Here is a 13432-nt window from a genome sequence, read left to right as displayed (position 1 = left end):
CAACTTTACAATTTGTTATTGCTTGTCCATCGAGCTATCGTAAAGGATCTTAAACCAGACCATCCTTTCATACAGCAGCAGTTGCACGGTATATTTGCAGATACTCCATTACGTAATCTCATTTTCAATGACGAGGTAAATAACGAAGAACTGTATAAAAACGTAAAACCCTATGAGTCGTTGTTGCCTAAGCATACTATGGATTTTTTAATAGAAGCATTTGAGGTATTAAATACGAAGAAGAATTCTTCTCTAAAGGATTAAACCGAGGGTTACATATAAAAAAGGAGAACTGCCTTTATAAGCAGTTCTCCTTTTTTGGATTAAACAGTTTCTTAGTGGTCCAGGAATACAAGCTGGATGAAGAACAATACCGCAAAAATGTAGAATATCGGATGAACATCCTTGCCCTTTCCGCGAAGCAGCTTGAGTACCGGATAGAAAATGAAGCCTACGCCGATGCCTGTCGCAATACTGTGCGTCAACGGAGTAAGTATGATAATCAGGAAGGCAGGAAATGTTTCTTCGAGATCCTTCCAATTGATTTTGCTGATTACGCTAATCATAAAGTAACCAACAATAATCAGTGCCGGAGAAGTGATCGCCGGGATACCTGATATGACACTTACGATAGGTGTAAAGAACAAAGTAAGAGCAAGCAGCACACTTACCGTGACCGCCGTCAGTCCTGTTCTTCCTCCTGCAGCCACCCCTGTGCTGGACTCGATATAAGCCGATGTTGGGCTCGTTCCGAGCAAAGCGCCAGTGGTAGTCCCTACGGCATCTGCCAATAGGGCGCCGCGTGAGCGCGGAAATTTACCTTCCTTCAGCAGTCCAGCTTGTTCCGCAACGCCGAGCATTGTCCCCGTCGTATCAAACAGCGTGATCAACAGGAACGTGAATATGATGGTATACAAACCATTAGAGAATACGCCTGCCAAATCCAGTTGGAAAGCCGTTGACGTGAGGCCTTGAGGCAAGGATACAATTGACTCCGGCATTTGAAATAGTCCCATGATCCAGGCAAGAACCGCTGTTACCACCATTCCGATGAACAGATAACCTTTTACATTGTAAGCCATAAGCACAACAGTGATAATCAAACCGATAATGGTCAGGTAAGTCATAGGCTCTGCCAAGTTCCCGATCGTAATCAAATTTGATTCTGAATCGGCAATAATCCCGGAATTTTGCAGGCCGACCGTTGTAATAAACAATCCGATCCCTGCTGTTATTGCGTGCTTAAGACTCGCAGGAATGGCATCAAGCAGCATGTAACGAAATGAAGTAAGCGATAAAATAATAAACAAAAGCCCTGCTATAAATACAGCTCCTAGTGCAACCTGCCAAGACACCCCATATCCAGCAACTACACTATAGGCAAAGAATGCATTCAGACCCATGCCAGGCGCTATGACAATCGGATAATTGGACCCGATTCCCATAATCAGCGTCGCCACAATACTCGCCAACACCGTAGCAATGAATACTCCGTTAAAGTCCATTCCTGTGCTGCTGAGTATTCCTGGGTTTACGATAACTATGTATACCATTGTGAAGAAAGTCGTGATCCCTGCGATGATCTCTGTTGAAACAGTCGTACCTCTTTCTTTTAGTTTGAACCAATTGTCCATGATTAAAGCCAGCCTCCAACTTTCAAATTATTCTCCAGAGCAAAAACAAAAAAAATCCTAATCATCGTAATAGGATTGTAATATTACCGCTCCTATATTCGTCATTAGGATTAAAAAGCTAAGATTCTAAACCAATGATAAGGATATTCATATCTGCTTTACCCTGATGCCCTTTCGAATTTTAATAAATATAACACTCATTGTCAATGAATTAACGTATTGTTCACAGTTATTTACGAACTATATAGAGATGACATTAAGTATTCATTCGTTTTTCTAGAATAAGTTATACTGAATTTAATTCCCAATTCGCATGTATTTGCTTAAATGTTTTTAATTACGGCGATCAAAGAAAAAGCCGATATACGGCAAAAGAAGCCCATTCCTTTAAATACTTATACCCATAAAACAAAAAAGCCGCTAAAATAGCGACTATAATTAGAACCATATTTTTGTCGTGGATAAAGTAAAATTCACAATAGAAAGTTCCATTGTTGTTTGATACCCCAAGCCTTCATATAAGCGAACAGCAGGCAAGTTATTTGCCAATACGCCCAGATAAACATCTGGTGACAGTTTTTTACCGAGGTGTGTCAATTCACTTGTTAGGCGTTTAGCTAATCCTCTGCCTCTGTAATCTAACCTGGTAACAATATTCCCAAGCTCTACTAGCTGAGAGTCATAAAAATGGTAGCCACCAACAGCTATGAAATCTTCCCCTTCCTTAATTCCAAGAAAAGGGTAATTCTCTAACTCACTTCTTGTGAAAAACCTCATTTCCCCACTATGTAAAAAATCAATTACCTTAGAATATTCATTTTCATTTATCCTTTTTGCAATGTGAGCTTCAAGGAGTTTCGATTCATCCTGATGTTTCATCGTTAGAAAACGCTGAGGAATTCCTTTGATGAGACCGAAGGATTGAAAAAGTTCAAGGTCCCGTTGACAGAGTATCGTGCCACATACAGCACTTTCGTCAAGTTGGATCGTTTCTCTTGTAAAAGTAATGAGTTCTGGAAAAAAGATATCACGATCTTCAACTCGGAAGAAAGAAAATGCAGGAAAGGATAGTTCGCTAAAATAAGCTAATACGGCTGTAAGTTGACTATTCGTAAATTGACCAACATATTGAGCCTTATCCTTACGTTGCGTTAAATAACTATAAAAAAGCAAATTCTGTTCTGTATTAATGTGGGGCAATAATTCAAGAATTGTATCGTGAGTAAGCAATTGATGCGAAACCATTTTAACACCTCGCAAACTATAATTTCTATTCTGTTTTTTTATATTTTTTTCTTTCAACAAATACCCAGATATAGTATATCAACCAAAATACAATAGGAACTAAGAATACATAAGCTCTCTGATTTACTGGAAGAAAATACATTATAAACAGTCCAATTATTAACATCGGTGGCATCAGGATAAAGTACTTTTTCTTATCTATGTTAATCCCTCCATTTGTTCAATATTCATAATAATAACATTCATTTATTTCTTTGATAAGATTCGCATCTGCTGCCAAAAGTAGAGTATAGTAGGCGTAGTTAAAATTATATTCTAGGAGGCTACAACCATGTCACAGGAGATCTGGATTAACCTGCCTGTCAAAGATGTTGAGAAGTCAACTGCCTTTTTCAATGAAATTGGATTCCATGCGGTGAGCGTTGGGAACGAGAGAGCCCAGCTTTCCATAGGTCAAACAACGATTTTGCTGTTCCCGGAGTCGGCGTTTGAGAAATTCACAGGTTCAAAAACAGCAGATACTTCCCATAGCGCTGAAGTAATATTTTCCATTGGCGCTGAAAGCAGAGAAAAAGTAGATACCTTTATTCAAAAAGTAGAGTCTGCCGGAGGAAGCATCTTTGGCAAACCGAGTGAAATCGACGGCTGGATGTACGGCGCAGGATTTGCCGACCTGGACGGTCACCGCTGGAACCTGCTTTACATGGATGAGAGCAAAATGCCGAAAAAATAAGTGAAAACGCCGGTTACCTGTTTAAGGTCATCGGCGTTCCTCCTATTTCTAAGTACAACGCAGCTGCCGGAGCATACATGTGACGAACAAACTACAAAATGGATTGAGATGGATGAGTTACCCCGTCTGCTCTTTCTTCGACATCTCCCTCTGGGCTGTAATCAGTGTGTAGTAAATGCCTTTTTTCTCTATTAGCTCGGCATGGGAGCCAATTTCTGCAATCTTGCCTTTCTCCAGTACCATCAGCCGGTCGGCATTGCGGAGAGTTGACAGCCTGTGGGCAATCGCAATCGTTGTCCTTCCTCTCATTACCTGCTGGAGCGCCGTCTGAATGACACTTTCCGTCTCAATATCGAGTGCAGAAGTCGCTTCATCCAGAATAAGAATTGGCGGATCATTCAGAATCGCTCTTGCAATTGCCAGACGCTGGCGCTCACCACCGGATATATTGTTCCCGTTCTCCTGAAGCAGCGTGTCGTACCCATCCGGCAGATTGATAATAAATGAATGCGCATTAGCAATCCTGGCCGCCCGGATGACTTCTTCCTCCGTCGCTTGCGGCTTAGAGTAACGGATATTATCAAGTATCGTGCCTGTGAATAGGAAGGTCTCCTGAAGCACGACACCAATCTGGGAGTGAATGTCATCCTTCTGGATGTCCCGAATGTCTACACCATCAATTTTAATTTGACCTTCATTCACATCATAGAAGCGGGAGACGAGATTAATCAGGGTGGACTTGCCCGATCCCGAATGACCCACCAACCCAATCATTTCCCCATTACGAATATCAAAAGACACATCCTTCAGCACCGGCTCATAGGAGTTATAGCCAAAGTACACACCGCGGAACGAAACCTCGCCATGAATCGTATGTCTCACTGTTTTATCAGTCTCCACTACCTCTGGCTGCTCGTCAATGACCGAAAAAACGCGGTCAATGGAAATCATCGCATTGGAGACCCATCTTGGCATGAACATCATCCAGGCGATCGGTCCAAACACCATGGACGCATACATGCTGAACTTGATCAGTTCGCCTACATTCATCTGATTGTTCAAAATCATGTTAGAGCCAAGCAGCAACACAACATATTGGCCAAGCTGAATTAAATAATTCGTTATCGGGGCCAGCATGTTGAACAGACTCTCGGTTCTTATCGTAGCGGCAGCAAAATCACTGTTATGGGACCGGAATTTTTTGATCTCCGTGGCTTCCTTGCCGAATGCCTTGACAACCCGGATTCCGCTCAACACATCATGCAGAAAAGAACTCCCCCGGTCGTAGATTGCCCACTGTTTTTGATACAGTTTCCAGAGCACATGTTTCCAGATGTACATATTCATGTAGGCGACAATAGGGGCAGGCAACAGCACAACACATGCCAGGCGCCAGTCAGCGCTGAAGAGTAAGCTACTAGCCGCAACCAGCAAAATCATTTGATAGATTGCTGTTGTGCATAGCTCTTGAATCAATTGCCGAATCCGGTCTGTATCCGCCGTTACCCGGTTCATTATATCTCCCGCCCGTTGAGAGGTCATGAAGCCAAGCGGCAGGCTCAGTACTCGTTCATACACCATTTTGCGCAGATCGGCGGCAATATTGGAGCTGACATTCGCCATGACCCGTGCCCGAATAATCGCCAGCAGTTCTCCGGCCACAAGTCCTCCGATCATGGCGGCAAGTGCGAAATAGAACAGCTTCATGCTCGGACTATGTCCGTCAGACGGCTGCAAGACACCGTTAATCAGAATTTCCTGAAAATAAGGTCCTGCCAGTGCAATAGCGGAAGCCGCTATCATGACAATAAGACCCATCGCCAGCGCCTTCCAATGCTGCTTCGAGACACCGAACAGCTTTTTGAACGCCGCGGACTTGCTCATGCATCTGGGGCATACACGGGTTCCTTGCACTAGTCGATCACCGCACTTAACACAGACGTTTTCCTCATCATTATTGAAAATCCGAACTTTGCGGGCTGCTGATTTATCATTCAGCACTTGTGCAATATAACCGAAGCGTGGAGCATGCTCCATGGAGGAGCGGACGAGGATACGCTTTCCCTGCTCATCTTCGGTCTCCAGCACAATATTTCCGATAAGCGGAATGACTTTGTACTCCCTTGAGTCAGCAATAATACCGGTTTCCTTCGCTTGACCATGCTCAATGTAAGCCCATTTATTCTGCCCGATAACCAGAAATCCGGCCGTACGATAGCCAAGTAGCGACAGATTAGCGGGCACACAATATTCAATGTCAGTTCCGACAGCCTGCACAGCAGCTTTCACATCCGGCTCTGCAAGCGAAAAATTCAAATCCATAGGCATTCACCATCCTTCATGTCCGCTCTAGTCAACTTGATTAACCATACATACATAGCTCTACCATCCGGTATTCCTTGTCTGTCAGCTTATTTATATTTGGGATGACAAACCGATTACCGTCCACGTCAGTGACGAGCAGTCGGTCTGGGGTTACCAGCTTGGCGTTGCCACCACCACCTCTGACTGTGAATCGGCATAGTCCGCCTGTCGTCTCTGCTTCCCAGTAGGAGTAGCCAAACTCCTCCTTCACGTTAATCAACCTGCTAATTTCTGGAGTGAAATAACGGATTTGCAGCTGCTCCTCTAACAGCTGCGCTGTCTCTTCCGTAAAATCCTCAAGACTGTGGATCATACCAATTTCCTTGTTTTCAACCGTCCTGATGGACAAATACATGCGTCTATTCGTATGAGGGAAAGAGCAATGTACATACACGACTGGATGCGTCTTTTCCCCCACCGTTACGGATAACATCCGACCTTCCGTTTTATGAAATGTTGCATTATCCTCTGTGAGATAGTGAATGTCGGCGGCATCGGACAGCGAACCGGCCACGCCCTTTTCCTCCTGTAGCTCTGTATCCTGGGTTGGAGTTGTCTTCTTCTGTGATGCAGACGAACTCATGCTGAAATCACCTCGCTTATTTTTAATGCTTCATCATGCTTTTTCACCAATTGATAATAAGCGCCCTCGGTACTCATTAGCGATTCATGTGCTCCTTCTTCCACAACCTTGCCCTGATCCATCACGACCAGATAGTCGGCATTGCGAAGCGTGGAGAGCCGGTGCGCAATGGCAATCGTTGTACGTCCCTTGATAAGTTTATCCAGCGCCTCTTGGATTTGCAGCTCGGTCTCCGTATCCAGAGAAGCTGTCGCTTCATCTAGAATCAGTATTATTGGGTTATGCAGAATTGCCCTCGCAATGGAGAGGCGTTGCTTTTCACCACCTGACAGATTGTATCCGCCCGTACCCACGATCGTATCGTAGCCGTCCGGCAGCTTCTCAATAAAATCATGGGCGTTGGCTATTTTCGCCGCATGAACGATATCCATGACACTGCAATCCGGCTTGGCATAGGCAATATTTTCAGCAATACTGCCTGATAGCACGTACACATCCTGCGATACGATTCCGATATTGGAGCGCAACGATTCAGCAGCCAAATCCTTCACATTTACTCCGTCGATCGTAATTGCACCTTCATTCACATCGTATAGCCGGGAAATGAGGTTGACGAGAGTTGATTTTCCTGCTCCAGATTGTCCGACGACGCCAATCATTTGTCCTGCCTTCACCTGCAGCGTAACATTCTTCAGAATCGATTTATTCGGCTCATAGCCAAATACAACATTTGATACTTGAATATCTCCCTTCATGACTGGAATCCGAATCGCATTCTCCTTCTCCTTCACATCAGGGCTTGCGTCCACAATTTCAAATAATCGCTGCGAAGCCGTCATGCAACGCGACCACCAGCCTACAATATTGTTCATAAACTCAATGGGCCCATATAACATATACATATAATTGACAAAGGTCAGCATAAGCCCGAACGAAATTTCACCCTTGAGTATCATCCATCCTCCAAATCCCCAGATGAGCATACCGCCCATTTGAGTCAGCCCATTAAGTACTGGAAAGATCGTACCGCTCAAACGGTTATAATTTTGCTCCGAGCCGGAGAAGTTCGCATTTGCCTGCTGGAAGCGCTGCATTTCTTTGTGCTCCATGCCAAATGCCTTGACGACCCGGACACCTTTGATCGAGTCACTAATGATGGAGTTCAATGATGATACCTGGCGGTTCATCCGCCATGATAGCCTCGACAGCTTGGGGAATACTTGGCGTGCCAGAAAAATAACAATCGGCATCGGCAAAAAACATAGCAGTGTGAGCTTCCAGTCCAATACCAGCAAAATGACGGTAATGCCGATGATATTCATTACATTCACAACAAAATAGGACAGTACATCAATGAAAAATATTTGCAGTTCAGCGGCGTCGTAATTAACTCTGGTCATCAGCTGTCCGGTCTGCTTCCGCTTGAAAAAGTTTAGTGATAAGCGCTGCATTGCAGTAAAAATGACAGATTTTATATCAAAAACAATGTTTGCGGCCAGCCTCGCATTGATGATTCCGAAGAAGACACCAAATAATAGAGATAAAGTGCGAAAAATAATGACTAGCAAGATGACTAGCCCTACCTGTCCGCCAAAATATCCTTCGCCTTTTAGCGCCTGATCAAATAAGGCCGTACCCGTCAAATATGGAATAACAAGCCCAGTCACGGAATTTAAAAGCATCAACACAATAATGAGCAGCAAAGAGGCTCTATAGGGCTTGGCAAACGATAACAGCCGGAGGATCAATGCGCTTTTCTTCATGCATTTCGGGCAAATCTCTCGACCTTCTTCCGGGTAAATCCTCCCGCATTTGGGACAAGAGGCATTTGCCTCCTCATCCTCCAGTAGCTCGCTGTCCACCTCCTCCTGCTGTTTCAGCTTCGTAAAGATTGTTGCCAGCCTGGATGCCTTGCTCATCAGTCCATTCGTGAACGCCGCTATGATTCGCTCGTCTGGAGCCTTCATTACAAGCATCCCGGATGCAACAAGGTTCACAATGAAAACGGATTCAATTTCACTGATTTTCAACGTTTGAACCGACCATTTCCCCTCCTCCTGCGGATCCTGACGTGGATAACTTTTGACAGGGATCGAATAGCCCTTAAAGGTCTTTTCGTGATCCGGTTCCTTGAGACTTGTTGCAATAAGCATTTCATGCTGGGACAAGGCTATGTATGTATCGAGAAAATTCCCCTCTGGCGTACGATCACATGTCATTTCGAACAGGATATCCTTCTCCGCCCATTTCTGCTGCTGCTGCAATATTAATTTTTCTGTAGAATGAATAGTCATCAACTCCATAAAAAATATCGAAACAAAATCCTTTTTTTACTAATTTTATTTTTAGAATGCTTCTATCTTATTTTCGGACCTTTACTTTGTCAACATTTTTGTTTAAAAAGTGTTGGATTCTGAATGCTCAATTCACATCGTAAATAAATTATCTTAAAAGTGCGTATTGACACTGAAATAATTGTGTATTAAAGTTACGTCATACATTTTACACTTTTATATTTAAAAAGTAACAAAGTGAATATTGATAGGTTTTTGCTGAAAGAAATGAATCTGAAGTAGACGCTCAATAATCGAGATAGAGGGGGATTTTGAAAGCTTTGTTGTTCAAAAATCAAGGGACTATGTTATATAAAGAAAGACTATCCATAAGTTCTGGATAGCCTCGTCATAGGATTCAACATTTTTAGCTGACAAAATAGAATATAAATCTCACTTCATGAATACTTAACTCACCGTTTCTTCCGTATCGATGTATCTATTTATTTTTGGTCCATTCCTCCGATACGTAAGAGCACCGATAAAGGAAAGAGAAAATCCAATTGATGCGTAGATGTAGAGCGTTTGAATACCTACAGTATCCGCTAACCAACCAGATAATAATAATGATACACCATATAGAATTGAGGTAAGTGATGATTGGGCTGCAAATAACGGTGGAAGCTCTGAAGCGGGAACGCTTGTTTGGTAAGAAGTACGTTCCGCTAAATCCTTTATGGCTTGAGAAGCCCCGATTGCGAACATGATAAAGAGTGTCACTAACGGGCTAGTAGAAAAACTGAATGCGAGTGTTAGCGCAGCAACGCATCCACTGCCCACCGCTAGCATGCCCCCTAGATTCCAGTTTCCGTTCGATAAACGGCTCATAAGAATGCTAATGAGAACGAATCCACCTAAATTGGCGCCATTCATCCATCCCCACCATACTTCACCCACATGTAGTCGTTCTCCTACGAACACGAGCAATAGCGCCCCTGCGAATGCACCTCTAAATAAGCCTTCCCATACATCCATCCATAACAAAACACGTAACTGCGGTAACCTAAAATAATTCTGCCATCCATCTTGAAGCGATCGTCTCCAAGAACCCACTGGTGTTTGGTGTGTGCTGTTTCTGGTCTCGTATATCATGGAGGATGATAACCAAGCACCGCCTAATAACATTGTAGAAAGGAGCAGCACTTGACTTGCACCAAGCCAACTGACTGTCATGGATCCGAACGCCCATCCGGCCAGAGAACAAGACTGTACAATACCCACTAGCACGCTGTTCGCTTTAAGCAACGATGCTTCAGGCACGGTTAGAGCAACAAGAGAAGATCTTACTGGGCCCGCTACCCCCTCCAGAATTGATATCCCAAAAACCATTCCGATCAATATAGCAATATTAGGATTGTCTTTGCCCATTAGAAACATATATATGGTGAGCAATGCCAAACCAAGAGTTTGCCCTCCAAGACTAGATGCAAGTAAGCGGTTCAAGCGCAACTTACGCATGATAAGAGGAGCCGTGATGCTGCCGATTGTCATACCAGCAACTCTAAGTAGGGGATACAAAGCCGTTACGGTAGCAGAACCAGATAGATGGTAAAGCGTGACGACAAGCGCCAAAATGTACCAGATGTCTCCTAAAGTAGATAGAGCCTGACTAAGCCAGAGTCTATGAAATGATTTTGTAAGCATTGTACTCATCCTTTTCAATATTCAGTTGTATTCAGGAAAAGGAATGAGATTCTACAATGGTCTGCCTCCGATCAAATTGAAAAAGATTTTTTTATTATAGCATTTGTTTTTGATTTTAAATAGTTTTGTACCTACTTTATATGTGTTGGAACTAATCATGTTATGACCTTCATGATCACTCTCATTCATTGAGGATACTTCTATCTCACCTATTTGTTCAGCTAGTTCATTTTCTGAGATGACATCATTTCTTGTTATATGAACTACTTCCTTTAGATTTATCATTTTGTAATGTAAGATCTAATTGTTCTTTGAGTTCTTCCACATTATGACAAACAACTGAAGAATTCATCAACATCAGATGTCCCCATTGATTGATATTGAATTCACCTTCATGTAGACAAAAGATTGGTTTCTTATGCGCATAAGCATAACCTAGCTCCCAGCAGGTATTACTTAAATTCAAGCCATTGTTGTTTAAAACAGCGACAAACATATCACATTCTTCTATTGCCTTAACTGCAGATTTGAACATTTCATCTCCACTTTTTGAGTATATAGATTGATTTTCTATGTCTCTATGTGGTAGATGTGTGGTTAAGAAGTGTGCTTCCATAATCGTATTTAACCGTTCCAACTTTCGTCGTTCCCCAGAAGTAAGTACAGAGCCTGACAAATATACATTTTTACGCAAATATCCCACGCTCCTTTTCACAGGCTTCGTCATATAGTAATTTCTATTTGAATGATTAGAGCAGTCCTACTGTAAATCCATCATTTTTTGAATGGTTATAAGAACACCATTTTCTTCATTAGATTTTGTGATGAAACTTGCTGCTTTTTTGGTGTTCTCGCAAGCATTGCTAACAGCAAAGCTGTATTTAGCAATTGCCATCAGTTCAACATCGTTCTCTCCATCACCGAACGACATCGTTTCCTCCGCAGTTACCCCCAGCATATCCTGTAATTTTTTTACCGTTTCGCCTTTATGGGTATGAAGAGCAGTAATATCGAGCCACCTGGCTTCAGAGTCGACAATGTAGATTTGGCCATTTAACGTCTGTTCCACATGTTTTCTAAGCATTGTGCTTCTGCCTTCTGTATCAAATACGGTTATTTTGATAAAATCACTATCGATTTCGGAGAAGGAATCCATTTTTATGACTTGTTCATAAGAGCCTTTAACTACGTTGTACATATCATCAGAGATAGAGGAATGTACGTATGCTGCATCGCTTGCACATACAATGATTGTCATGTGGGGATCAAAACCTTGAATTTCTTCAATGGCTCGCAGAACGAGTGTGCGATCAATGCTAAACTCTTTGACGACTTTTCCATCTTTCTTGATTCTGGCTGCGCTATCTCCAAGAATCCAAATCCCTTTTCCATGGTCACCAAACAACTTTTCTACTCGTTCACACTGTTTTCCCGTGCAGGCTACAAACGTTATTCCTTTCTTTTGCATTTCATCATGTACTTCATTAAAAAGTTCAATATCAAACGAACCTTGATTATTCAAAAATGTTCCGTCCAGATCAGTTACTACGAGTTTAATCATTTAAAATCCTCCGAGTTCAAGTTGGATTTATTATTCGTCTTTATAAAGTTAGCTTATTAAGTATTCATGGCAAAACCTTTATCTATTCAAAGAAATCATTAATTGATCGAATTGGCTTCACTTCTATAGGCTGATTCGACAATTTCAAAGCCGCATATGCCCCAATCCAAATGATAACTGCTAAAATTATATATACCAACACCCTCACCTCCCGTATTTCCGTAGATCCTTCTAATCTAGCCAGCGCTTTTTGTAACCTTCTTTATAAAACAACTTTATAAAGTCAGTATGCAGCAAACCTTAATGCTCTGTCAAAGGGTAATTAAGGAATCTTCTATAGCCTCCGCCGTATGTAAAAGAAAACCTCTACATCAATGAAGAAGTCTTCAATGATATAGAGGTTTATTTCGATTTGAAAATTGGTTTTCAGGTAAATTATCTTTTATCTGACCTGAATTAATGTGCGGTATAGCCTCCATCAACAAGCAAGGTCGTACCATTCACGAAACTAGCATCATCGCTGGCTAAGAACAACACAGCTTTTGCGACTTCTTCTGGTCGTCCAAGTCTGCCCTGTGGATGAAGTGAAGTTAAATATTCTTTGCTTTTTGCATCTACGTTCTTCAAGAGAGGCGTTTCAATGTATCCAGGACATACGGCGTTAACACGGATTCCCTTACTGGCATAAGCAGTACATAAATTCTGAGTTAACAGTTTAACGCCTCCTTTTGCCGAGGCATAAGCTGTCGTTTTAGGCAATGCAACAAAGCTGTGGATTGAGCCAGCATTAACAATAACGCCGCCATTTCCTTGCTTAAGGAACTGCTCAATAGCATATTTATCGGAAAGAAATACACCTGACAAGTTAATATCGATGGTTCGTTTCCATTTATCATATGACAATACATCAGCGGCTTCGTCATCGGCAACCCCTGCATTTGCATACATAATATCCAACTTACCATATTTCTCAACGGTTTCATTAATCATGTGTTTAATATCTTCTTCTTTAGTCACATCTGTTTTGACAAATAACGTATCATGACCTTCCCCATTGAGTTCGGCAGCTAGTTCTTTACCATGTTCAGAGAAGTCAGCAATGACCACTTTTGCTCCTTCTTTTGCGAAAAGGCGAACGGTGGCTTCACCAATTCCACTAGCACCACCTGTAACAATAGCTACTTTTTCATTTAATTTCATAAGATTCAACCGCTCCATTTCTTCATAGTAAGATTCATGATCTTGTACTCCTCAATCTTACTCCTTTAATTTTGAAATACTATCCTATAAAGTTCTGTGTAATAATGGATTGTATACCCCCCATTTGTAGGGTAT

10 protein-coding genes are annotated in these 13432 nt (G+C 42.3%); 1 reads left to right on the top strand and 9 read right to left on the bottom strand.

Annotated features, from left to right (window positions below):
- Positions 1 to 335: 335 nt before the first annotated feature.
- Both gpAD87_RS09060 and gpAD87_RS09055 read right to left on the bottom strand, forming a co-directional pair.
- Positions 336 to 1634, bottom strand: a complete 1299-nt coding sequence (locus tag gpAD87_RS09060; protein ID WP_063563691.1) for an NCS2 family permease — start codon at positions 1632 to 1634, stop codon at positions 336 to 338.
- Between the two features lie 438 nt (positions 1635 to 2072).
- Positions 2073 to 2879 carry a GNAT family N-acetyltransferase gene (locus gpAD87_RS09055; protein WP_064637658.1) on the bottom strand — a complete coding sequence of 269 codons (807 nt, stop codon included), beginning with the start codon at positions 2877 to 2879 and terminating at the stop codon, positions 2073 to 2075.
- Positions 2880 to 3210: 331 nt separating this feature from the next.
- Here gpAD87_RS09055 and gpAD87_RS09050 point away from each other — a divergent pair, with 331 nt between their 5' ends.
- A complete protein-coding gene (locus gpAD87_RS09050) occupies positions 3211 to 3612 on the top strand; it encodes a VOC family protein (protein WP_064637657.1) in 402 nt (133 codons plus the stop codon).
- A 117-nt stretch (positions 3613 to 3729) separates the two neighbouring features.
- On the opposite strand, the gene gpAD87_RS09045 is transcribed toward gpAD87_RS09050, so the two are convergent.
- The 7 genes from gpAD87_RS09045 to gpAD87_RS09015 form a co-directional block, all read right to left on the bottom strand.
- Entirely contained in the window at positions 3730 to 5934 is a 2205-nt protein-coding gene (locus tag gpAD87_RS09045) for an ABC transporter ATP-binding protein (protein ID WP_064637655.1), read from the bottom strand.
- A gap of 40 nt (positions 5935 to 5974) precedes the next feature.
- Positions 5975 to 6559 (bottom strand): DUF1854 domain-containing protein, encoded by a 585-nt coding sequence (locus tag gpAD87_RS09040; RefSeq protein WP_064637653.1) that lies wholly within the window; start codon positions 6557 to 6559, stop codon positions 5975 to 5977.
- Entirely contained in the window at positions 6556 to 8853 is a 2298-nt protein-coding gene (locus gpAD87_RS09035; protein ID WP_064640819.1) for an ABC transporter ATP-binding protein, read from the bottom strand. Before gpAD87_RS09035 ends, gpAD87_RS09040 begins: the two co-directional genes overlap by 4 nt.
- Positions 8854 to 9300: 447 nt before the next feature.
- Positions 9301 to 10536 (bottom strand): MFS transporter, encoded by a 1236-nt coding sequence (locus tag gpAD87_RS09030; RefSeq protein ID WP_064637651.1) that lies wholly within the window; start codon positions 10534 to 10536, stop codon positions 9301 to 9303.
- Positions 10537 to 10780: 244 nt separating this feature from the next.
- Positions 10781 to 11230 carry a nucleoside 2-deoxyribosyltransferase gene (locus gpAD87_RS09025; protein ID WP_064637650.1) on the bottom strand — a complete coding sequence of 150 codons (450 nt, stop codon included), beginning with the start codon at positions 11228 to 11230 and terminating at the stop codon, positions 10781 to 10783.
- A 66-nt stretch (positions 11231 to 11296) separates the two neighbouring features.
- Positions 11297 to 12097: an HAD-IIB family hydrolase gene (locus tag gpAD87_RS09020; protein ID WP_063563683.1), complete on the bottom strand. Its 801-nt coding sequence runs from the start codon at positions 12095 to 12097 to the stop codon at positions 11297 to 11299.
- A gap of 456 nt (positions 12098 to 12553) precedes the next feature.
- Positions 12554 to 13297, bottom strand: a complete 744-nt coding sequence (locus gpAD87_RS09015; RefSeq protein WP_064640818.1) for an SDR family NAD(P)-dependent oxidoreductase — start codon at positions 13295 to 13297, stop codon at positions 12554 to 12556.
- Between the last annotated feature and the right edge of the window lie 135 nt (positions 13298 to 13432).

The organism is Paenibacillus sp. AD87, assembly GCF_001659845.1.
Lineage (GTDB): Bacteria > Bacillota > Bacilli > Paenibacillales > Paenibacillaceae > Paenibacillus > Paenibacillus marchantiae.
The sequence above is the reverse complement of the archived record's forward strand: the minus strand, read 5'-3'. Positions and strand labels throughout refer to the sequence as shown.